15 protein-coding genes, 1 tRNA gene, 2 rRNA genes and 1 pseudogene (1 of these 19 only partly in view) are annotated in these 22,801 nt (G+C 69.9%); 5 read left to right on the forward strand and 14 right to left on the reverse strand.

Features of this window, described 5'->3' with window-relative positions; translation table 11 throughout:
* Positions 1–27 precede the first annotated feature (27 nt).
* Positions 28–744, reverse strand: coding sequence for an NADPH-dependent F420 reductase (locus DEJ50_RS08870; protein WP_150207029.1), 717 nt, complete (start codon positions 742–744; stop codon positions 28–30).
* 122 nt (positions 745–866) lie between these two features.
* On the opposite strand from DEJ50_RS08870, the gene DEJ50_RS08875 reads away from it, so the two are divergent.
* Genes DEJ50_RS08875 through DEJ50_RS08885 form a run of 3 tightly spaced genes read left to right on the forward strand, consistent with a single transcriptional unit; the run spans position 867 to position 3,483 of the window.
* Positions 867–1,472 (forward strand): TetR/AcrR family transcriptional regulator, encoded by a 606-nt coding sequence (locus DEJ50_RS08875; RefSeq protein ID WP_150207030.1) that lies wholly within the window; start codon positions 867–869, stop codon positions 1,470–1,472.
* A gap of 37 nt (positions 1,473–1,509) precedes the next feature.
* Complete coding sequence (locus DEJ50_RS08880) at positions 1,510–2,685, forward strand: nuclear transport factor 2 family protein (RefSeq protein WP_190344373.1); 1,176 nt, start codon at positions 1,510–1,512, stop codon at positions 2,683–2,685.
* A 33-nt stretch (positions 2,686–2,718) separates the two neighbouring features.
* Positions 2,719–3,483, forward strand: a complete 765-nt coding sequence (locus tag DEJ50_RS08885; RefSeq protein WP_150207031.1) for an SDR family NAD(P)-dependent oxidoreductase — start codon at positions 2,719–2,721, stop codon at positions 3,481–3,483.
* A 334-nt stretch (positions 3,484–3,817) separates the two neighbouring features.
* Here DEJ50_RS08885 and DEJ50_RS08895 read toward each other — a convergent pair whose 3' ends face one another.
* The 8 genes from DEJ50_RS08895 to DEJ50_RS08930 all read right to left on the reverse strand — a co-directional run bounded on the left by DEJ50_RS08895 (position 3,818) and on the right by DEJ50_RS08930 (position 17,601).
* Positions 3,818–4,201: a helix-turn-helix domain-containing protein gene (locus tag DEJ50_RS08895; RefSeq protein ID WP_150207033.1), complete on the reverse strand. Its 384-nt coding sequence runs from the start codon at positions 4,199–4,201 to the stop codon at positions 3,818–3,820.
* Positions 4,202–4,310: 109 nt separating this feature from the next.
* Positions 4,311–4,841, reverse strand: coding sequence for a CinA family protein (locus tag DEJ50_RS08900; protein WP_150207034.1), 531 nt, complete (start codon positions 4,839–4,841; stop codon positions 4,311–4,313).
* Between the two features lie 23 nt (positions 4,842–4,864).
* On the reverse strand, positions 4,865–5,527 hold the full coding sequence (gene pgsA, locus DEJ50_RS08905) for a CDP-diacylglycerol--glycerol-3-phosphate 3-phosphatidyltransferase (RefSeq protein ID WP_150207035.1): 663 nt from the start codon (positions 5,525–5,527) through the stop codon (positions 4,865–4,867).
* Entirely contained in the window at positions 5,524–7,020 is a 1,497-nt protein-coding gene (gene rimO / locus DEJ50_RS08910) for a 30S ribosomal protein S12 methylthiotransferase RimO (RefSeq protein WP_150207036.1), read from the reverse strand. The genes pgsA and rimO overlap by 4 nt, the downstream gene beginning before the upstream one ends.
* 125 nt (positions 7,021–7,145) lie before the next feature.
* On the reverse strand, positions 7,146–8,033 hold the full coding sequence (locus DEJ50_RS08915) for a RodZ domain-containing protein (protein ID WP_150207037.1): 888 nt from the start codon (positions 8,031–8,033) through the stop codon (positions 7,146–7,148).
* Positions 8,034–8,204: 171 nt separating this feature from the next.
* Complete coding sequence (locus DEJ50_RS08920; RefSeq protein ID WP_150207038.1) at positions 8,205–10,994, reverse strand: DNA translocase FtsK; 2,790 nt, start codon at positions 10,992–10,994, stop codon at positions 8,205–8,207.
* A gap of 186 nt (positions 10,995–11,180) precedes the next feature.
* Positions 11,181–11,861 (reverse strand): response regulator, encoded by a 681-nt coding sequence (locus DEJ50_RS08925; protein ID WP_150207039.1) that lies wholly within the window; start codon positions 11,859–11,861, stop codon positions 11,181–11,183.
* A gap of 181 nt (positions 11,862–12,042) precedes the next feature.
* Complete coding sequence (locus DEJ50_RS08930; RefSeq protein WP_190344374.1) at positions 12,043–17,601, reverse strand: HAMP domain-containing protein; 5,559 nt, start codon at positions 17,599–17,601, stop codon at positions 12,043–12,045.
* Positions 17,602–17,832: 231 nt separating this feature from the next.
* Here DEJ50_RS08930 and DEJ50_RS35580 point away from each other — a divergent pair.
* Both DEJ50_RS35580 and DEJ50_RS08935 read left to right on the forward strand, forming a co-directional pair.
* Positions 17,833–18,153, forward strand: a pseudogene (locus DEJ50_RS35580) (ATP-binding protein); the annotation flags it as partial.
* Between the two features lie 127 nt (positions 18,154–18,280).
* Positions 18,281–20,329, forward strand: a complete 2,049-nt coding sequence (locus tag DEJ50_RS08935) for a SpoIIE family protein phosphatase (protein WP_411757589.1) — start codon at positions 18,281–18,283, stop codon at positions 20,327–20,329.
* 19 nt (positions 20,330–20,348) lie between these two features.
* On the opposite strand, the gene DEJ50_RS08940 is transcribed toward DEJ50_RS08935, so the two are convergent.
* From DEJ50_RS08940 to DEJ50_RS08960, 5 genes are all read right to left on the reverse strand, one after another.
* Complete coding sequence (locus DEJ50_RS08940; RefSeq protein ID WP_223837675.1) at positions 20,349–20,744, reverse strand: hypothetical protein; 396 nt, start codon at positions 20,742–20,744, stop codon at positions 20,349–20,351.
* A 28-nt stretch (positions 20,745–20,772) separates the two neighbouring features.
* The gene (locus DEJ50_RS08945; protein ID WP_150207040.1) at positions 20,773–21,414 is read right to left on the reverse strand and encodes a hypothetical protein; all 642 of its coding nucleotides are present in this window, start codon (positions 21,412–21,414) and stop codon (positions 20,773–20,775) included.
* Positions 21,415–21,499: 85 nt separating this feature from the next.
* Positions 21,500–21,572: transfer RNA gene (locus DEJ50_RS08950), tRNA-Thr, on the reverse strand.
* Between the two features lie 5 nt (positions 21,573–21,577).
* A 5S ribosomal RNA gene (rrf, locus tag DEJ50_RS08955) occupies positions 21,578–21,694 on the reverse strand.
* A 72-nt stretch (positions 21,695–21,766) separates the two neighbouring features.
* Positions 21,767–22,801, reverse strand: a 23S ribosomal RNA gene (locus tag DEJ50_RS08960) (it continues 2,089 nt past the right edge of the window).

Below are 22,801 nucleotides of genomic sequence, written 5' to 3' on the forward strand. Positions count from 1 at the left end.
GCCGGACCGGACCGGCGCGGCGCCGTGTCAGGTGGCCGGGCCGCGCACCACCTTGATGCCGAACTGCCCGCCGAGTGCGAACTGGATGGCGCTGTGCATATGGGAGTACATCTCCATGCCCCGGGCCGAGACCAGCGGCCCGAGGTCCAGGATGTCCTGCCAGCCATAGGACCGCAGCAACCCGGTGACCTGCTCCTTGGCATCGGCGTGCTCGCCCGCGATGAAGATCGTGTGGTCTCCGCCGCCGATCCGCTGCGGGTTGACGACGGTGTCCTGTTCCTGGGTGACGCAGGCCTTGACCACCTTGGCCTCCGGCAGGGCGCGCTGGATCCGCTCGCCCAGGCTGTCGGAGTCCACCGGGTCGAGGGCCGGCATGACCCCCCAGGGGGTGGGCCACGGGTGGGCCTGCTGGGGGTTGTAGATGAAGGGGACGGCGTAGTCCATGACGGTCTTGCCGGCCAGGTGCCCGCCGATGTCGGTGAGGACCCGCAGCGCGTTGGCGCCGTCGATGCCGTTGATGACGAATTCGGCGTTCCCGGCGGCATCGCCGAAGTTCATGAGCTCGATGCCGGGGTAGTCGGCGAGCCACTGGCCGAAGGGCTCGATGCCCATGAAGTCGGGTTCGGTACGGCCGAGAGTGACCTGCGAGTCGCGGGTGCCCACGACGACCTCGTGCCCGAGTTCCAGCAGTTTGGCGGCGTGCGCGCGGCCTCCGCCGCCGGTGCCGAGGACTGCGATCTTCATGCCGTCTCTCCGGGGTGTGCGCTTGTCATGTGACTCTCTCTCCAGTCGGTCCCCCCGGCAACTCCTCCACCCTAACATCAGTACGGACGTCCGTACCAATAAATCTATGGGAGGCTGACTTCATGCACGCAGAGACGCACGCAGCAACGCACGAGGAGGCCGCCCCGCGACGGCGGACACGCAGGCACGACCCCAACCGGCGTGAGCGGATCGCCGAGGTGGCGGAGGAGCTGATCGCCGAGCGCGGTCTGGAGGGGCTGACCCACCGGGCGATCGCCGAGCGCGCCGATGTCTCCCTGAGCTCGACCACGTACCACTTCGCCGACCGCGAGGCCCTGATCCACGCCGCCCTGGAACGGGCCTCCGAGCGGTTCGCCGCGTACGTCCGCCGGTGGGCGGCGGACAACTCCGCCGCCACCCCGGAGCAGATCGCCGAATCGCTGGCCGACAGCGTGATGGCCTGCCTGGGCGAGGGCCGCACCGCCGCGGTGGTGGAGTACGAGCTCCATGTCGCCGCCCTGCGCCGCCCCGGACTCCGCCCGGCCGCGAGCCTGCCCGCCCAGGCGAGCATCGAGGCGCTGACCCCCCTGGTCGGCCCGGTCGCCTCCGCGATGATCCCCCCGCTGATGACGGGCCTGTGCCTGCACGCCCTGACCGCCCCGGCCCCGCCCCGACGCGAGGACGTCCTCGCGATCCTGCACCAGGCCCTGGGCTGCGGCCCGGTGTAGCCCCGCCGGGCCTCCCGCCCGGGCGGACAATGGAGCCATGCCCGAAGGAGACAGCGTCTGGCGGGCGGCCCGGCGGCTGCACACCGCCCTGGCCGGCGAGATCCTCACCCGCAGCGACCTGCGGGTGCCCCGGTTCGCCACCGCCGATCTCACCGGCCGGCGGGTCCAGGACGTCACCCCGCGCGGCAAGCACCTCCTCGCCCGGATCGACGGCGGCCTCACCCTGCACAGCCATCTCCGGATGGACGGCGCCTGGCACGTCTTCGCCCCGGGCGAGCGCTGGCGCGGCGGTCCGGAGCACGAGATCCGGGCGATCCTCGGCACCGACCGCCATACCGCCGTCGGCTACCGCCTCCCCGTCCTGGAGCTGCTGCGCACCTCCGACGAGGCGAAGGCCGTCGGCCATCTCGGTCCCGACCTGCTGGGCCCGGACTGGGACCCGGAGCGGGCCGCCGCCAACCTCCGCGCCGATCCCGCCCGCCCCCTCGGCGAGGCCCTCCTCGACCAGCGCAACCTGGCCGGCATCGGGAACGTGTACAAGTGCGAGCTCTGCTTCCTGGCCCAGGTCACCCCCTGGACCCCGGTCGGCGCCGCCCCCGACCCGCTGCGGCTGGCAGCGGCAGCCCACCGGCTGCTGGAAGCCAACAAGGACCGCCGCCGCAACACCACCGGCCGGCGCAGCGGCCCCGACCACTTCGTCTACGGCCGCGAACACCGCCCCTGCCTGCGCTGCGGAGCCCCCGTCCGCCGCGCCGAACAGGACGGCCGTCCCACCTACTGGTGCCCCCGCTGCCAGTCCGGCCCGACCTCCGACCAGCCCCAGGCAACGACCGTGGTCACCCGGTTCAACGACCGGATCAACGCCCGGGACCTCGACGGCCTGGCGGACCTGATGTCCGAGGACCACACCTTCACCGACACCGCCGGGTCCACCCTCACCGGCAAAGCGGACTGTCTGCAGGCTTGGGCGGGATTCTTCGCCGCCTTCCCCGACTACCGGAACGTCTTCACCGCCGTCTCCGCCCGGGGCGGCGAGGTCACGGCCACCGGCCGCTCCTCCTGCTCCGCACTTCTGCTCGACGGCCCCGCCCGCTGGACCGCCCGGGTCCGCGACGGCCTGGTCACCTCCTGGCAGGTACACGAGGCCGCACCCGACCACAACCACGACCGCGACGACGGCGACGACGGCGACGACCGCGACCACAACCGTTGACGGGCCGTCAGATCCGGTCGTACCGTCCCGGTCATGCCCATCGCCTCGTACGACCTCACCGGCCGCACCGCGCTGATCACGGGCGCCGCGAGCGGCATCGGACGGGCCTCCGCCCGGCTCCTCGCGGAGGCCGGCGCCACCGTCCACTGCGCCGACCGCGACGAGGGAGGGCTGGCCGAGACCGTCGCGCTGATCACCGACAAGGGCGGCGCGGCCGTCGCCCACCCCCTCGATGTCACCGACCGGGCCGCCGTCAGGGCCGCCGTGTCCGCCGCCGGCCGGCTCGACATCACCGCCGCGATCGCCGGGATCATGCACACCAGCAGCGTGGTGGACACCCTCGACGAGGACCTCGACCGGGTGCTCGACGTGAACTTCAAGGGCGTGCTGTACGCCTGCCAGGAGTCGGCCCGGGCCATGCTGGCGGCCGGCACCCCCGGCTCCATCGTCACCATGGCCTCCGGCGCGGTCGACACCGCCGGCCCCGGGCTCTTCTGCTACAGCGCCGCCAAGGCCGCCGTGGTCCAGCTGACCAAGACCCTGGCCGCCGAGACCGGCCCGCAGGGCATCCGCGTCAACGCCGTCGCCCCGGGCTGGATCCGCACCCCCATGACCGGCCGGCACGGCGCCGCGGCCCAGGAGCAGGCCGAGGCCCTGATGATCCGGATGGCCCCGCTCCGCCGGGTCGGGGAGCCCGAGGACATCGCCCAGGCCGTGCTGTACCTCGCCTCGGACGCCTCGTCCTTTATGACGGGCCAGATTCTGCGGCCGAACGGCGGAGTCGCGATGCCCTGGTGATCCCCCGCCGGGTGCAGTGCACGGGCAGCAGGCTCAGCCCCCAGCCGCCCACCGCCACCACCCCCTCCACCGGCCCGGACGCCGCAGGCGCCAGCGCCAGCTTCAGTACGGCCCACCACCACAGCGTCCCGGCCGCCAGGACCAGGGGTATGAGCAAGCGCGGCACGGCTGCCTCCCAGCGGGGCGGGACCCGGACGCGCCCATCCTCCCGTACCCCCTGCCGCCGCGCACCCAGAACAGCCGCAGCCAGCAGCCGCACCCAGAACAGCACGGAGCCCCGGCCGGGGCGGCATCACATCCGCACCCGGCCGGGGCTCCGGCCACACTCACGCACTCACGCGGCTACGACGTTCACCGCTTCCGCAGGCGCCTTGATGGTCACCCGCTCCGGCGGTCCACCCGCGACCGAAGTCACGGAGACCGAGTTGAGCATCGGGCGTACCGGCGCCGGTACCGGTTCGCTTGCCGCGGCCGACTGCGCCAGCTCGGCGAGCGACAGTTCGTCGCTGACTTCGCGCATCAGCTCGGACATCCGTACGTCCAGCGCGTCGCAGATCGCAGAGAGCAGCTCGGAGGATGCCTCCTTCTGCCCCCGCTCCACCTCGGAGAGATAGCCGAGCGAAACTCGGGCGGACGAGGAGACTTCGCGCAGAGTACGGCCCTGGCGCTGGCGCTGCCGACGCAGCACGTCACCCAGCAGGCGACGGAGCAGAATCATCGGTGGCTCCCTCCTCTGACCGTGTAGCCGCATCCTTCACGCCCCACCGTACCGCCTCGCGCCGCGGCCGTGCGGGGAGCGATGTCGTGTTCACTCAGGGCTGCAAACATCAAATCCCCCCGTTCTGTTCCGTATCCTGCCCCCGCACATTCGCGCGGAGTTCGCTCGAGAGCAGTTCGAGCACTGTCCGTACACTCTCCCTACGGATTTCCGCACGGGAGCCGTTCAACCGCAGCCGGGCGGTTTTCCCGCTCTCCGGACCCGCCACGGCCACGAACACCGTGCCCACCGGCTGCCCGTCCTGCGGGGTCGGACCGGCCACACCGGTCGTCGCGATCCCCCAGTCCGCCCCCAGCGCCTTCCGCACACCCGCCGCCATCTGGGCTGCGACCTGCGGATTCACCGCTCCGTGCGTGGCGAGCAGCTCTGCGTCCACACCGAGCAGGGAGTGCTTGAGCTCGGTGGCGTACGCCGTGACGGAGCCGCGGAAAGACCGGGAGGCACCCGGGACGGCGGTGAGTTCTGCGGCCACCATCCCTCCGGTCAACGATTCCGCGACCGCAATGGTTCCGTCACTCTCCGCAAGGAGTCGGAGGGCCTCCGCCGCGAGCGAGGCGGCGTCGACCGCCGCTCCGGTCACTTTCGAGTCCGCGGCCCCGTATGTCACCTCGCGGCTCGCTCCGCGGCGATTCCCCGGCGGCGGAGCAGCACGGCCTGCCGTACGTAGTCCAGACCCGTGACGACCGTCAGCAGCACGGCGACCGCCATCACCCAGAAGCGGAAGGTGGCCAGCGGGCCGGTCAGGGCGAGCACGTACATCCCCACGGCCACGCCCTGGGCCAGGGTCTTCAGCTTTCCGCCCCGGCTGGCCGGGATCACCCCGTACCGGATCACCCAGAAGCGGAGCAGGGTGATGCCGAGCTCCCGGCCCAGGATCACACCGGTCACCCACCAGGGCAGGTCACCGAGCCAGGACAGGCATACCAGGGCCGAGCCCATGATCGCTTTGTCGGCGATCGGATCGGCGATCTTCCCGAAGTCCGTGACCAGGTTGTACGTACGCGCCAGATGCCCGTCGAACACGTCCGTGATCATCGCCACCGCGAAGGCCGCCCAGGCCCACGCCCGCCAGACCGGGTCGTAGCCCCCCTCGGCCAGCAGGAGCAGGACAAATCCCGGCACCAGCACGAGCCGGACCATCGTCAGGATGTTGGCGATGTTCCACAGGCTCGCCTGGTCGACGGCCGCAGCCCCCAGCTTGCCGCCGGGCGCCGTGCCCGGCCGCCGGCCGGCCCCGCCCGCCGCTGAAGCCGGGACTCCGGTCATCCGGCCGCCTCCTCGAACTCCTCCAGGCCCAGCGGCTCGGCGACCAGGTCCACGCCCAGGGTGCCGACCACCTTCGCCATGACCATACGGCCGGGGACCAGCCCGGTGCTGTCCGTGAAGACCACCTGGCCGTCGGTCTCGGGAGCCTGGTGGGCCGCCCGGCCGTAGGCCCCGTCGCCGTCCTCGTCGACCGCTTCCACTGACTCGACGAGTACCTCCAGAGTCTCCCCGATCCGCTCCTCGGCGCGCTGCGAGGTCAGCTCCTCGGCGAGCCGCTGCATATGGGCGAGCCGCTCGGCGATGACCTCCTCGTCGAGCTTGTGCTCGTAGCCCACGGCCTCGGTGCCCTCCTCGTCGGAGTAGCCGAAGACGCCGATCGCATCGAGCCGTGCGTGGGTGAGGAAACGCTCCAGCTCGGCGAAGTCGGACTCGGTCTCACCGGGGAAGCCCACGATGAAGTTGGACCGCACACCGGCCTGCGGGGCCTTTGCCCGGATGGTGTCCAGCAGCTCCAGGAACCGGTCGGTGTCGCCGAAGCGGCGCATGGCGCGCAGCACGTCGGGGGCGGAGTGCTGGAAGGACAGGTCGAAGTACGGCACCACCTTGGGGGTGGAGGTCAGTACGTCGATCAGCCCGGGGCGCATCTCGGCGGGCTGGAGGTAGCTGACCCGGACCCGCTCGATGCCCTCGACCGCGGCCAGTTCCGGCAGCAGGGTCTCCAGCAGCCGGATGTCGCCGAGGTCCTTGCCGTACGAGGTGTTGTTCTCGGAGACCAGCATGACCTCCTTGACGCCCTGCTCGGCCAGCCAGCGCGTCTCGCCCAGCACGTCGCTGGGGCGGCGCGAGATGAAGGAGCCGCGGAAGGAGGGGATGGCGCAGAAGGAGCAGCGGCGGTCGCAGCCGGAGGCCAGCTTCACCGAGGCCACGGGGCTCTTGTCCAGCCGGCGGCGCAGGGGGCTGCGCGGGCCGGAGGCGGGGGCGAGGCCTTCGGGGAGGTCGGCGGGCGCGGGCGCCACCGGCTCCTGGGCGTGGCCGGGCAGCGCGACCTCGGGGGCCGCCTGGCGGTCCGCCGGGCTGATCGGCAGCAGCTTGCGCCGGTCGCGCGGGGTGTGGGAGGCGTGGATGCCGCCGTTCAGGATGGTCTGGAGGCGGTCGGAGATGTCGGCGTAGTCGTCGAAGCCGAGGACTCCGTCGGCCTCGGGGAGGGCTTCGGCCAGCTCCTTGCCGTAGCGCTCGGCCATGCAGCCGACGGCGACGACGGCCTGGGTCTTGCCGTGATCCTTGAGATCGTTGGCTTCCAGCAGGGCGTCTACGGAGTCCTTTTTGGCGGCTTCGACAAAGCCACAGGTGTTGACGACGGCGACGTCCGCTTCGGCGGCGTCCTCGACGAGCTCCCAGCCATCCGCCGCCAAGCGGCCTGCGAGCTCCTCCGAGTCCACCTCGTTACGGGCGCAGCCAAGAGTGACAAGGGCGACGGTACGGCGTTCGGGCATGGACTCAAGACTACTTCGTCCGCGCCCCGGCACCCGCCGCGCGTCCCGTACGCCCGGATCCCCGGGGCGGACGGCAGGCGCCGCCGTTGTGCCCCGGGGATCCGGAATTGCCTGTTCAGGGGCGGTCAGCCCGCCTGGGCCTGGCCCTGGCGCTGGTCGTCCTTGGTGTAGGTGAGCCGTTCCACCTGCCCCGGCTGGAAGTCGTCCTTGATCTCCTTGCCGTTCACGAACAGCTGGACGGCCCCGGCGTCGCCGAGTACGAGATCGATGGATTCCTTGTCCGTGAAGGTCTTGGAGTCGCCCTGTTCGACCATGCCGTCGAACAGCGAGCGGCCGGTGGAGTCCTTCGCCGAGATCCAGCTTTCCCCGTCGTTGGCCGTCAGGACCACGGTCACCAGGTCCTTGGGCGCAGCCGCGATGGCGCCGTCCGAGGGCTCCGGCTTGGGGGCGGGGGCCTTCGGGGGCGGCGGGAGCTGCGGGGTCTGGGTGATCACCTTGCCGGTCTGTGCGGGCGCCGGCTTGGGCGAGACGGTGCCCTCGGCCACCGGCCGCTTGGCGTTGTCCTCGCCGCCGCTGAAGGCGGTGAAGCCGACGAACCCGATCACGGCGACGATGGCCGCGACCATGGCGGCGGTCCAGTTCGGCCGCTGGCGTTCGGGACGGATCCGCTCCGCCTCGAACAGCGGCGCCGCCGGGGTGGGAGCCGGCCGGCCGCCGTGCGCAGCGTCGTAGGCGTCCACCAGCGGGGCCGGATCGAGGTCGACGGCGCGGGCGATCGTACGGATGTGGCCGCGGGCGTAGACATCGCCGCCGCAGCGGGTGAAGTCGTCCTGCTCGATCCCGTGCACGATCGGAGTGCGCACGCGCGTGATGGAGCTGACCTCGTCGACGGTGAGCCCGGCGGCGATCCGGGCCTGCTGGATGGTCCGGCCGATGGACGGTCCGTCGTCCGGCCGCGTTTCCGCGGTCGAAGGCTGGTCGTCTTCGGGGGAGTTGGAGTTGCCGATGGACACGAGGGCGCCTTTCGAGCGTGTAGCCACCTGCTGGATGTCCAGTCTAGGGGGGTGACGAAAGGGTGGAGCAACCGGAGGGTGCACTCCGTACGCCATCCGTATGGCGATGGGGTGACCCTCCCCTTCCTCAACTTGACGCGGGCCCGGGGGAAACGGTTGCCCGCCGATCCCTTACGGGTGAGACTCCCCCCGGATCACCGCGAGCACGCCGTCCAGCTCGTCCGGTTTCACCAGCACATCGCGTGCTTTGGACCCCTCGCTGGGGCCGACCACGCCTCTGGACTCCATGAGGTCCATCAGCCGGCCGGCCTTGGCGAAGCCCACCCGGAGCTTGCGCTGGAGCATGGAAGTGGAACCGAACTGGGTGGAGACCACGAGCTCGGCGGCCTGGCAGAGCAGGTCGAGGTCGTCGCCGATCTCCTCGTCGATCTCCTTCTTCTGCTTCTGCCCGACCGTGACGTCGTCCCGGAAGACCGGCGCCATCTGCTCCTTGCAGTGCCGGACGATCCCGGAGATCTCCTCCTCGGTGACGAACGCGCCCTGGAGCCGGACCGGCTTGTTCGCGCCCATCGGGAGGAACAGGCCGTCGCCCTTGCCGATGAGCTTCTCGGCTCCGGGCTGGTCGAGGATGACGCGGCTGTCGGCGAGCGAGGAGGTGGCGAAGGCCAGCCGCGAGGGCACGTTGGCCTTGATCAGGCCGGTGACCACGTCCACCGAGGGCCGCTGGGTGGCGAGCACCAGGTGGATGCCGGCCGCGCGGGCCAGCTGGGTGATCCGCACGATCGAGTCCTCGACGTCGCGCGGGGCGACCATCATGAGGTCGGCCAGCTCGTCGACGATGACCAGCAGGTACGGGTACGGGTTCAGCTCCCGCTCACTGCCCTCCGGCAGTTTGATCTTGCCGTCCCGGATGGCCTTGTTGAAGTCGTCGATGTGCCGGTAGCCGAAGGCGGCCAGGTCGTCGTACCGGAGGTCCATCTCCTTGACGACCCACTGGAGGGCCTCGGCGGCCCGTTTGGGGTTGGTGATGATCGGCGTGATCAGATGCGGAATGCCCTCGTAGGCCGTCAGTTCGACCCGCTTGGGGTCGACCAGCACCATCCGCACGTCCTCCGGGGTGGCCCGCACCATGATCGAGGTGATCAGGCAGTTGATGCAGGAGGACTTTCCGGAGCCGGTGGCGCCGGCCACCAGCACATGCGGCATCTTCGCCAGGTTGGCCATCACATAGCCGCCCTCGACGTCCTTGCCGAGCGCCACCAGCATCGGATGGTCGTCCTCGGCCGAGTCCGCCAGGCGCAGCACATCGCCCAGGTTGACCATCTCGCGGTCGGTGTTCGGGATTTCGATGCCCACCGCCGACTTGCCGGGGATCGGGCTGATGATCCGTACGTCGGGGCTGGCCACGGCGTACGCGATGTTCTTGGTCAGCGCGATGATCCGCTCGACCTTGACCGCCGCGCCCAGGGTGACCTCGTACCGGGTGACCGTCGGCCCCCGGGTGAAGCCGGTGACGTCCGCGTCGACCTTGAACTCGTCGAACACGTTCCGCAGGGAGGCGACGACGGCGTCGTTGGCGGCGCTGCGGGTCTTCCCGGGGCCGCCGCGCTCCAGCAGGTCCAGCGAGGGCAGTGCGTACGTGATGTCCCCGCGCAGCTGGAGCTGTTCGGCCCGGGGCGGCAGCGGCGGGGCCGCCTCAGGCGGGGCCTTGGTGAGGTCGGGGACGCTGAAGCTGCCGGCTCCGTCGGCGGTGCCCGCGGTGGGCGGAGCGGCGGGCACCGGCGGAACGGGCGTCTCCGCACGGGCCGGGGGCACCGGCGCGGTGGTCTCCGCCTCGCCCCGGCCGCCGGCGATGCCCTGGGTGAGGTCGGCGACCAGCGGGGACGGGGGCATGCCGCCCAGGACGGCCCCGTCCAGCGCGGCGGCAGCCGCCGCGGCGACATCCACGGCGTCCATCTCGCGGTCCAGCGGGGGCTGCACCGAGCCGCGCCGGGGCCGGCGGCGGCGGGCGAGCGCCTCCTGTTCGGCCGCAGCGTCCGGCTCGGCTTCCTCGTCGGCCGCGGTGGCGGCCCGGCCGCGCCCGGTACGGGCCCGCCACTGGTCGGCATCGTGCCGGTCCCGGCGGTCCAGCGGTTCCTCCCCTGCCCCGGCGGGCAGTTCGTCGTATTCGTTCGGCTGGACGATGCCCAGCCGGATGCCGAGCCGTCGCAGCCGCTGCGGGATGGCATTGACCGGGGTGGCGGTGACCACCAGCAGGCCGAAGACGGTGAGCAGCACCAGCATGGGCACGGCCAGCGGCGCACCCATGGTGAAGATCAGCGGTTTGGAGGCGGCCCAGCCGATGAGCCCGCCGGCGTCCTGCATGGCGGCGGTGCCCTCACCGCGCCCGGGCGCCCCACAGGCGATGTGGACCTGCCCGAGCACTCCGATCACCAGTGCGGACAGGCCGATCACGATGCGGCCGTTGGCGTCGGCCTGGTCGGGGTGCCGGATGAAACGTACCGCCATGACCCCGAGCAGGACGGGCACCAGCAGGTCGAGCCGCCCGAAGGCACCCGTGATCAGCATGGTGACCAGGTCGCCGACCGGACCGTGCAGATTGGACCAGGTGCCGGCGGCGACGATCAGCGCGAGACCGAGCAGGAGCAGCGCGAGGCCGTCCTTGCGGTGCGCGGGATCGAGGTTCTTCGCTCCGCGGCCCATGCTCCGGAACACCGCGCCGATCGCGTGCGCGAGACCGAGCCACAGCGCGCGCACCAGCCGGAGCACCCCGTTGGTCGGGGACGGGGCCGGCTTGGGCGCGGCCTTTTTCGCCGGCGCGCGCTTCGCGGGCGCCGCCTTCTTCGCGGGCGGTTTGCGCGCGGGGGCCGCCTTCTTGGCCGGCGCCGTCGTACGGCCGGTGCGGGCCCTTGCGGTGCCCGCCGTGCTCTGGGAACCCTTGCCGGACGTACGTGAGGCCATGGGAGCGAGGTTACCGGTGCGCACGCCGGTGGACACGCGTGCCCACCCCTTCACCCGTTCGTGTCGGGCTCGGGGCGGGCATTTTGACGTACGCCCAGAGCTGACGCCCACTCACCTGCCGGGCCGGCACCCGAGGCACCGGGCCGGGACTCCCGTCCCGGCCCGGCCCGCTCAGGTCTGGGCCGCTCAGGTCTGGGCCGGAAGCACCGCCGCGCCACCGCCCGCGCCGGGCTCCAGCGCGTCCAGCGCCCGCCGCAGTCCGGTGAGTTTGCGCTCCAGATGGGCCGCGGTGGCCACCACCGATGCCTCGGCCGCTTCCTCGCCGAGCTGCTTGGTGAGCGCCTCGGCCTGCTCCTCGACCGCGGCCAGCCGCGCCGAGAGCTCGGCCAGCAGGCCGGCGGCCTCCTTGCTCTCCACTCCGTTGGAGCCGCTGCCGTCCAGCTGCAGCCTCAGCAGGGCCGCCTGCTCACGCAGTTGGCAGTTCTTCGTGTACAGGTCCACGAACACCGAGACCTTCGCCCGCAGCACCCACGGATCGAAGGGCTTGGAGATGTAGTCCACCGCCCCCGCGGCATAGCCCCGGAAGGTGTGGTGCGGACCGTGGTTGATCGCCGTCAGGAAGATGATCGGAATGTCGCGGGTCCGCTCCCGCCGCTTGATGTGTGCGGCGGTCTCGAACCCGTCCATCCCGGGCATCTGCACGTCCAGCAGGATGACCGCGAAGTCATCCGTCAGCAGCGCCTTGAGCGCTTCCTCCCCCGACGACGCCCGGACCAGTGTCTGATCGAGCGCGGAGAGGATGGCCTCCAGCGCCAGCAGATTCTCCGGCCGGTCGTCGACCAGGAGGATCTTGGCCTTCTGCACCATGCCCTGTCCTCCTCGCCCCGGCATGGGGCCTCCCCGGCCCGTCCTTGTGCCGGTCATCGTAGCCCCAGTCCCGAGATCGCCACACCCTGTCACCAAGATGTCACTGTGCACGTAGCGGAAACGCGGCGGGAGACCCGAAGGTTCCCCGTCTGCGCCGTGGAATCCGTCCCTTGCCGGTGGATCATTTCGCCCGCATGTGCTGCTCCATGACGGACAGCAGGAAGTCGGGGTCCACCGGCTTGGTCACATAGTCGGTCGCACCGGAATCGATGGCCTTCTCCCGGTCCCCCTTCATCGCCTTCGCGGTGAGCGCGATGATCGGCAACCCCTCGAACTGCGGCATCCGCCGGATCGCCGCCGTCGTCGCATAACCGTCCATCTCCGGCATCATGATGTCCATCAGGACCACCGTCACATCGTCGTGCTGTTCCAGCACCTCGATGCCCTCGCGCCCGTTCTCCGCATACAGCACGGCGAGCCCGTGCTGCTCCAGCACGCTGGTCAGCGCGAACACATTGCGCACGTCGTCGTCGACGATCAGCACCTTCTCACCGCGGAACGCATACGCCCGCGGAGGCGTCGGCAGCTCCTCCGGCACCAGCCAGTCCTCCGACGACGACTGCCCATACTGCCCCGGCTGACCGGGCTGTCCCGGGTATCCCGGCTGACCCGGCACCTCCGGCCGCGGCCGGGCATCGTTCAGCGCCTTCCGGCGCCGCCGGAACAGCGCCGAGGACCCGTGACCCGCCCCCTCGGCACCGCCCGGCTGCACCTGAGCCGCCGGCACCGGAGCCGGACCCGCCGCATCCGCCGGCAGGGCCGCGGCCGGAGCCTGCGGCAGCGCGGGCGCCGCCGCGGCCGGCCGCCGGTACAGGTCGCCCCGGCCGCCCGGGGCGGGCGGCGCATACCCCTGCGGCGGCAGCTCGCTCGGGTGCAGCGGGAGGTACAGGGTGAAGGTGGACCCGCGGCCGGGCTCACTGGCCGCGTGGATCTCGCCGCCCAGCAGCCGGGCGATCTCCCGGCTGATCGACAGCCCCAGACCGGTCCCGCCGTACTTCCGGCTCGTGGTGCCGTCAGCCTGCTTGAACGCCTCGAAGATCACGAGCATCTTGCTCGCCGCGATCCCGATCCCGGTGTCGGTCACCGAGAAGGCGATCAGGTCCCCGTCGGGGTCCCGCAACGAGCCGGCCTCCAGCAGCTGCTCCCGGATGGCCTGCGGCACATCGGTCCCGGCCGGCCGGATGACCAGCTCCACCGCGCCGTTGTCGGTGAACTTCACCGCGTTCGACAGCAGGTTGCGCAGCACCTGGAGCAGCCGCTGCTCGTCGGTGTGCAGGGTGGCCGGCAGCTCCGGGGACACCCGCACCGAGAAGTCCAGGCCCTTCTCCGCGGTCAGCGGCCGGAACGTGGCCTCCACATAGTCCACCAGCTGGACCAGGGCGATCCGGGTCGGCGAGACGTCCATCTTGCCCGCCTCGACCTTCGACAGGTCCAGGATGTCGTTGATCAGCTGGAGCAGGTCGGAGCCGGCCCCGTGGATGGTCTCGGCGAACTCCACCTGCTTCGGCGAGAGATTGCCCTCCGCGTTGTCGGCGAGCAGCTTGGCCAGGATCAGCAGCGAGTTGAGCGGGGTCCGCAGCTCGTGCGACATGTTCGCCAGGAACTCGGACTTGTAGCGCATCGAGACCGCGAGCTGCTCGGCGCGCTCCTCCAGCACCTGCCGGGCCTCCTCGATCTCGGTGTTCTTCACCTCGATGTCCCGGTTCTGCTGGGCCAGCAGTTCGGCCTTCTCCTCCAGTTCGGCGTTGGCGGCCTGCAGCGCCTTCTGACGGTTCTCCAGCTCGTCGGACCGCTCGCGCAGTTGCTCGGTCATCTCCTGGGACTGCTTCAGCAGCACCTCGGTCTTGGAGTTGACGCTGATCGTGTTGACGCTCGTACCGATCATCTCGGCGATCTGGCTGAGGAAATCCTTCTGGATCTGCGTGAAGGGCTGGAAGGAGGCCAGCTCGATCACACCGAGCACCTTCCCCTCGAAGAGCACCGGCAGCACGATCACATGAGCGGGCGGCGCCTCCCCGAGCCCCGAGGAGATCTTCAGATAGCCGGGCGGGGTGTTCTCGACCAGGATCGTCCGCTTCTCCTCGGCGACGGTCCCGATCAGCCCCTCCCCCGGCCGGAACGAGGTCGGCATCCGGTCGCCCGCATAGGCGTAGCTGCCGCGCATGTGCAGCTCGTACGGGCCGTCCGCAGCGCTGTCGGCACCCAGTTCGCCGGGACCGCCGGCCGCCACCGCCAGGAAGAACGCGCCGGCCTGCGCCGAGACCACCGGGGTGAGCTCACTCATGATCAGCGAGGCCACGTCGTCGAGGTCCCGGCGGCCCTGCATCAGACCGGAGATCCGGGCCAGGTTGCCCTTGAGCCAGTCCTGCTCCTTGTTGGCCAGCGTGGTGTCGCGCAGGTTCGCGATCATCGTGTTGATGTTGTCCTGGAGGACCTGGATCTCGCCCGCCGCATCCACATCGATCTTCAGGTTGAGATCGCCGCGGGTCACCGCGGTGGCCACGGCCGCGATCGCCCGCACCTGCCGGGTCAGGTTCCCGGCCATCTCGTTCACCGACTCGGTCAGGTCCCGCCAGGTGCCGTCCACGTCCCGGACCCGGGCCTGGCCGCCCAGAATGCCCTCGGTACCCACCTCCCGGGCCACCCGCGTCACCTGATCGGCGAACGAGGACAGCTGGTCCACCATCGTGTTGATGGTGGTCTTGAGCTCCAGGATCTCGCCGCGCGCATCGATGTCGATCTTCTTGGTCATATCGCCCTTGGCGATGGCGGTGGTGACCATGGCGATCTGCCGCACCTGCCCGGTCAGGTTCGAGGCCATGAAGTTCACCGAATCGGTGAGGTCCTTCCAGGTCCCCGAGACCCCGGGCACATGCGCCTGCCCGCCGAGCCGGCCCTCCGTACCCACCTCGCGGGCCACCCGGGTCACCTCGTCGGCGAACGAGGACAGGGTCTTCACCATCGTGTTGACCGTGTCCGCCAGCTGGGCCACCTCACCGCGCGCCTCGACCGTGACCTTCTTGGTCAGATCGCCGTTGGCGACCGCCGCCGACACCTGCGAGATGTTGCGCACCTGGGAGGTCAGGTTGTTGGCCATCAGATTGACGTTGTCGGTCAGGTCCTTCCAGATGCCGGTGACCCCGCGCACCCGGGCCTGACCGCCCAGAATGCCCTCGGAACCCACCTCGCGGGCCACCCGGGTCACCTGCTCCGCGAAGGAGGACAGCTGGTCCACCATCGTGTTCACGGTCGTGACCAGCTCGAGGATCTCGCCCTTGGCATCGACCGTGATCTTCTTCGACAGATCGCCCGTCGCCACGGCCGTGGTGACCTCGGCGATGTTCCGCACCTGCGAGGTCAGGTTGTTGGCCATGAAGTTCACCGACTGGGTGAGGTCCTTCCAGGTGCCGGAGACCCCCTTCACCTCGGCCTGGCCGCCCAGGATCCCCTCGGTGCCCACCTCGCGGGCCACCCGGGTCACCTGCTCCGCGAAGTTCGACAGCTGGTCCACCATGGTGTTCAGCGTGTTCTTCAGCTCCAGGATCTCGCCGCGGGCGTCCACGTCGATCTTCTGGGAGAGGTCGCCCCGGGCCACCGCCGTCGCCACCTGGGCGATATTGCGGACCTGCGAGGTCAGGTTCCCGGCCATGCCGTTCACCGAGTCCGTCAGATCACGCCATACGCCGGCCACCCCGGGCACCTGCGCCTGGCCGCCGAGCCGGCCCTCGGTCCCCACGTCCCGGGCCACCCGGGTCACCTGCTCCGCGAACGCGGACAGCTGGTCGACCATCGTGTTGATGGTGTTCTTCAGCTCCAGGATCTCGCCGCGCGCATCCACGTCGATCTTCTGGGAGAGGTCGCCCCGGGCCACCGCCGTGGTCACCTGAGCGATCTGCCGCACCTGGGAGGTCAGGTTGCCGGCCATGAAGTTCACCGAGTCGGTGAGCTCCTTCCAGGTGCCGGAGACCCCCTCCACCCGGGCCTGCCCGCCCAGCCGCCCCTCCGTACCCACGTCCCGGGCCATCCGGGTCACCTGGTCGGCGAACGAGGACAGCTGGTCCACCATCGTGTTCACGGTGTTCTTCAGCTGGAGCATCTCGCCGGAGACGTCCACCGTGACCTTCTGCGACAGATCACCGTTGGCCACCGCCGTGGTCACCTGGGCGATGTTCCGCACCTGGCCGGTGAGGTTCCGGAACGCCGTGTTCACCGAGTCGGTGAGGTCCTTCCAGGTCCCCGCCGCCCCCGGCACCTGCGCCTGACCGCCCAGCTCGCCCTCGACACCGACCTCCCGGGCCACCCGGGTCACCTCGGCACCGAAGGCCTGGAGCTGGTCCACCATCGTGTTGACGGTGTTCTTCAGCTCCAGCATCTCGCCGGCCACGTCCACCGTGACCTTCTGCGACAGATCACCGTTGGCCACCGCCGTGGTCACCTGGGCGATGTCCCGCACCTGGGTGGTGAGGTTCCGGAAGACCGTGTTCACCGAGTCGGTGAGGTCCTTCCAGGTCCCCGCCGCCCCCGGCACCTGCGCCTGACCGCCCAGCAGGCCCTCGGCACCGACCTCGCTCGCGACCCGGGTCACCTCGTCCGCGAAGGTCCGCAGGGTATCCGTCATCTGATTGATCGTTTCGGCGAGCTGGGCCACCTCGCCCCGCGCGCTCACCGTGACCTTCTGGGTCAGATCACCGTTCGCCACGGCCGTGGTGACCTGCGCGATCCCCCGCACCTGGGCGGTCAGGTTCCCCGCCATCGTGTTGACCGAGTCGGTCAGGTCCTTCCACACGCCGGCCACACCCGGCACCTGGGCCTGCCCGCCGAGCTCCCCCTCTGTGCCCACCTCGCGGGCCACCCGGGTCACCTCGGAGGAGAACGAGGACAGCTGGTCCACCATCGTGTTCACGGTGTTCTTCAGCTGGAGCATCTCGCCGGCCACGTGCACGGTGACCTTGCGGGACAGATCACCCTTGGCCACCGCCGTGGTGACCAGCGCGATGTCACGCACCTGAGCGGTGAGCCGGTACGCCATGGTGTTGACGGAGTCGGTCAGGTCCTTCCAGGAACCGGACATTCCGCGCACCTGGGCCTGACCGCCGAGCTTGCCCTCGGTGCCCACCTCCAGCGCGACCCGGGTCACCTCGTCGGTGAACGCCGACAGCTGGTCCACCAGGTTGTTGACCGTACGGCCGACCTTGAGGAACTCGCCGCGCAGCGGATGCCCCGCCCCGTCCGAGGACTGGGTCCGCAGGTCCATCCGCTGCTGGAGATCGCCCTCCGCGACCGCCGACAGCACCCGGCCCACCTCGGACACCGGCCTGGCCAGGTCCTCCACCAGCTGGTTCGAGGCATCGATCGCAGCCGCCCAGGCGCCCTCACAGGCCCCGGTCTCCAGCCGCTCGCTCAGCTTGCCCTCACGCCCGACCATCCGCCGGACCCGGGACAGCTCCCCGCTGAGGTGCAGATTGCGGTCCGCGACCTCGTTGTAGACGGCGGCGATCTCCGCCATCACCCCGTCGCCCGACACCGTCAGGCGCTTCCGGAAATTCCCGTCCCGCATCGACACCAGGGCTGCGAGCAGCCGGTTCAGCGCCGCGGAGTCGACCTCAGTCGTCCCACCCCGCCGGGACCGTCCGCCCTTCGCGCGCGCACCCGTCCGTCGCGCCGCTACGCCAGACTCCACCGTGTCCCTCCCGAAAGGGTCGACCGTCGCTCCACCGGCCCGCCGACATTCGCGCAGCCCGGCCCATCCAAGCCTGCCCAGTGTTTCACCATGGCCCAACCAGGCCATAACGCTTCGGTACCTTCGCACAGCACCCACACCCTGCGAGTGGAATCCCCCCCGACCGTGCCCGTACCGGGTGCGGGGTAAGTAACCTGGCGTCCGACTGTCCATCCGCTCGTAAGGAGTCCCGTGATCACGGCCAGGGCGGCTGCCAGCTTCGATCCCGTCGGGCGCTCGGTCGCGTCGGCCCGCGCCTTCGTCCGCGACACCCTGCAGGGCTGGGGCTTCGCGGACATCGTCGACGACGCGGTGGTGCTCACCAGCGAGCTGGTCACCAACGCGGTGGTGCACGCCGGCACCCGGGCCGAGGTACTGTGCCTGCGCGCCGGGGACGGCGTCCGCGTGGAGGTCGCCGACCGCTACCCGGACCGCGAGCTGCCGCTGGCCCCGCCGGACCGCCTGTACGCCGACCCGGACCGGGAGAGCGGGCGCGGGCTGATGCTGTGCGCCGCCCTCGCCACCCGCTGGGGAGTCGAGTACACCACCACCCGCAAACACGTGTGGTTCCGCCTCGACCTGCCGGACCGGCCGGTCGGTACCCGACCAGCTCCTCCCGCTCGCCGAAACCCGGGTCCGGGTGGCCGTCCTCCAGATCGACGGAGCCGGCGCCATCTCCGCCTGGAACGAGGACGCCGAGCATGTCTTCGGCTACCCCGCCGAAAAGGCACTCGGCCGGCCCCTCGCCGAGCTCGCCGCCTGGCCGCAGACCCCCGGCACCGGAACCGGAATCGTCGAGGCCCTGGGCCTGTCCCGCTGGGAGGGCAGCTACGGCATCCGCGGCGCGGACGGCCGGGTCATCCCCGTCTACGCCTCCCACCTGCGGGTCCGCGATGCCCACGGCGAACCCTCCACGGTCTGCCTGCTGGTCCACGACGACGAGCGCGCCGTCCTGCAGAGCCCGGCCCGGGTCCCCGCCGAGGACGGCCGGCTCTCCGAACCGCGGACGGCGGACCCCTTCGAGGTGTTCATCGGCTCCCCCGCCCCCGACGACCTCGACGGACTCCTCCAGCGGACCGTCGAACGGGCCCGCGACATGCTCGACGCCGACGCCGCCTTCCTGCTGCTCGCCACCGACGACGAGACCGAGCTCGAAGTCCGCGCCACCACCGGCCTCCCCTCCACCCGCCAGCGGTTCGCCCGGGTCCCCGTGGAAGCCGGCACCAGCCGCTTCGGCTCCGCCCGGATGCCCGCCGTCCACGACGACATCGGCATCGTCCCCGGCGCCGTCCCCCTCCTGGACACCACCGGCATGCGGTCCGTGGTCACCGTCCCCCTCAAGGTGGAGGGCCGCCTCACCGGCTCGCTCGGGGTGGCCGCCGAAACACCCGGCCGGTACTCCAACGACGAGGCCCTGCGCCTCCAGTTCGCCGCCGACCGGATCGCCCTCGCCGTGGAATCCGCCCGCCTCGGCGAGCTGGAACGGCTGCGCCGAGGCTCGCTGTCCTTCCTGGTGGAGGCCTCCGACCTGCTGGCCGGCACCCTCGACCGGGACCAGACCCTGGCCCTGATGGCCCAGATGACCGTCCCCACCCTCGCCACCTGGTGCGCCGTCTACACCATCACCGACCAGACCTCCGACCCCTACCTGTCGTACGTACTCCACGAGGACGAGGACCGGATCGACGCCCTCAAGGCGCTCCTGGTCCAGGTGGACCCCCCGGAACCGGTGACCGAGACCGGCGCCCGGCCCTGGCCGGCGGCAGCCTCCGCGGTGCACGCCGAGACCGTGGTCCTGCCACTTCTCGCCCGCAACCGAGTGATCGGCATGCTCACCCTCGGCAAACCGCACGAGGAGCACTTCCGCCAGGAGATCCTCGAACTCGCCGAGGACCTCTCCCGGCGCGCCGCCCTGGCCCTGGACAACGCCCGCCTGTACTCGGAACGCACGGCGATCAGCCGCTCCCTCCAGCGCAGCCTGCTGCCGCCCGGCTCCCCCGCGATCCCCGGCATGGAGGTCGAGGTGATCTACCGGGCGGCCGGCGAGGGCAACGAGGTCGGCGGCGACTTCTACGACGTCTTCCCGATCCGCGACGGCGCGTACGGCTTCGCCATCGGCGACGTCTGCGGTACCGGCCCGGAGGCAGCCGCGGTCACCGGCCTGGCCCGGCACGCCCTGCGGCTGCTGGCCCGCGAGGGCCTGGGCGGCCCGGCCGTGCTGGAGCGGCTGAACGCGGCCATCCTCGACGAGGGCGCCCGCAGCCGCTTCCTCACCCTGCTGTACGGGGAGCTCCACCCGCAGCCGGACGGCGGCGCCCTGATGAAGGTGGTCTGTGCCGGCCATCCGCTGCCCCTGCGGCTCCGCCCGGACGGCCAGGTCCTGCCGGCAGCGGACCCGCAACCGCTGCTCGGCGTGATCGACGACCTCGACCTGTACGAACAGACCCTGACCCTCGACCCCGGCGACGTCCTGCTGTGCGTCACGGACGGTGTGACGGAACGCCGCGAGGGCGCCCGCATGCTGGGCGACGACGGCCTCACGGACGTCCTGACCACCTGCACGGGCCTCACGGCCGGCGCGGTCGCCTCCCGCGTCCTGCGCGCGGTGGAACGCTTCGCGGCGGAACCGGCCTCGGACGACATGGCAATCCTGGCATTCCGCGTCCCGGAACAGCGATCAGGCGACTAGGGGTGACCTGCCTCCCTGCTCAGAGGTCTCTGGCGTCCGGAAAGTGGTGGCGAAGTTCGCTGAGTACGCGCTCGTCGGCAGCCCTGACGTCCCACAAGGAGCTGTCGAATTCGGTCAGGACGAGCACCAGCTTGTCCTCGAGGAACCCATGTGCTTCGGCGTCGATCAACTGGAGGAAGGGGGTCGTCAGCGACAACAGCGTCAACGTGTCCATGCCGGCGCCGGCGGACCGTCTCTCCATCTCGACGCAGCGAGGATCGACGATCTCGTCGCATTCGACGCGCCACGTCAGGTCCAGGCCGAAGCTGCCGAGGCGAACCAGAAGCTCAGCCAGGGTCACGTAGTGCTTGCCGCGCCAGGCACGGAACGTGATCCCCTTCATCCCCGTTTCTGCTGCGGTTGTATCGCGTGACATGAGACCCCCCTCCATCGGACAAAAGCTCCTAGGCGACGCCGCGCCGTTCCAGGGGGACGCGGAGTACGTAGCGGATGTAGTTCTCGATGAATCCGGGCAGCCAGACCTCGGCCGCCATGCCGTCGAAGAACTCCACGAACCGGTCGTCGTGCGCTTCCGTCAGCAGGACGATCCGCCAGGTGTTGGCGGGCTGGTCCTCGGAGCCGGCGACGCCGTGCTGGACGTGGAAGACCGGCTGCCGGGTGTCCGCGGCCAGCGGCTCGCCCTGCGCATCGGCCAATGCGGACCGCCCGATGAAGGTCACGATCTGCTGCTCGTGGTTGAGCGAGACTTCCTCCAGCACCAGTCCGTATTCCTCGGGCCGGAGCCACAGCTTCTGCTCGGACCGGCGCACGAATTCGTCTCCGAGCTCCGCGCCCGGCCGGCCGGGAACCCAGGCCGCGGCACTCCCTTCCCGGACGACGTACGGGATGAAGGCTCCGGGGTCGCCGGCCTTGCGGACCTCCATGTCCCACAGCTGGGCCCGGGTCAGTGCAAGCGGTTCCTTCGTGGTGTACCTCTGCGCGAGAACGCGATTGACGTCCACGGGCGGCAGCTCCACCCGGGTGTAGCGCTCCTCTTTCCATGCCCTCTCGAACTCGGCCTCCGCCGGCGTGCTGGCTTCCGTCATGTTCGTCCTCCCCCTGACGTGGTGATTCAAGGAGCCTAAAACAAAAAAGGCCCCCGCCTGATGGCGGGGGCCTTACTTTGTCAAGAGCCCTTTAACGGAATCGAACCGTTGACCTTCTCCTTACCATGGAGACGCTCTACCGACTGAGCTAAAAGGGCGGGTTGTTCGGCGGCGTCCTACTCTCCCACAGGGTCCCCCCTGCAGTACCATCGGCGCTGAAAGGCTTAGCTTCCGGGTTCGGAATGTAACCGGGCGTTTCCCTAACGCTATGACCACCGAAACACTATGAAGATATCAACCGGGCAACAACACGGTCGTTACTTCAGAACTAACACAGTGGACGCGAGCAACTGAGGACAAGCCCTCGGCCTATTAGTACCAGTCAGCTCCACCCGTTACCGGGCTTCCACATCTGGCCTATCAACCCAGTCGTCTACTGGGAGCCTTACCCTCTCAAGGAGGTGGGAATACTCATCTTGAAGCAGGCTTCCCGCTTAGATGCTTTCAGCGGTTATCCCTCCCGAACGTAGCCAACCAGCCATGCCCTTGGCAGGACAACTGGCACACCAGAGGTTCGTCCGTCCCGGTCCTCTCGTACTAGGGACAGCCCTTCTCAATATTCCTACGCGCACAGCGGATAGGGACCGAACTGTCTCACGACGTTCTAAACCCAGCTCGCGTACCGCTTTAATGGGCGAACAGCCCAACCCTTGGGACCGACTCCAGCCCCAGGATGCGACGAGCCGACATCGAGGTGCCAAACCATCCCGTCGATATGGACTCTTGGGGAAGATCAGCCTGTTATCCCCGGGGTACCTTTTATCCGTTGAGCGACGGCGCTTCCACAAGCCACCGCCGGATCACTAGTCCCGACTTTCGTCCCTGCTCGACCCGTCGGTCTCACAGTCAAGCTCCCTTGTGCACTTACACTCAACACCTGATTGCCAACCAGGCTGAGGGAACCTTTGGGCGCCTCCGTTACCCTTTGGGAGGCAACCGCCCCAGTTAAACTACCCATCAGACACTGTCCCTGATCCGGATCACGGACCGAGGTTAGACATCCAGCACGACCAGAGTGGTATTTCAACGGCGACTCCACCATGACTGGCGTCACGGCTTCAAAGTCTCCCACCTATCCTACACAAGCCGAACCGAACACCAATATCAAACTGTAGTAAAGGTCCCGGGGTCTTTCCGTCCTGCTGCGCGAAACGAGCATCTTTACTCGTAGTGCAATTTCACCGGGCCTATGGTTGAGACAGTCGAGAAGTCGTTACGCCATTCGTGCAGGTCGGAACTTACCCGACAAGGAATTTCGCTACCTTAGGATGGTTATAGTTACCACCGCCGTTTACTGGCGCTTAAGTTCTCAGCTTCGCAACCCCGA

This window comes from Streptomyces venezuelae (genome assembly GCF_008642295.1).
In the GTDB taxonomy this organism is placed as follows: domain Bacteria; phylum Actinomycetota; class Actinomycetes; order Streptomycetales; family Streptomycetaceae; genus Streptomyces; species Streptomyces venezuelae_C.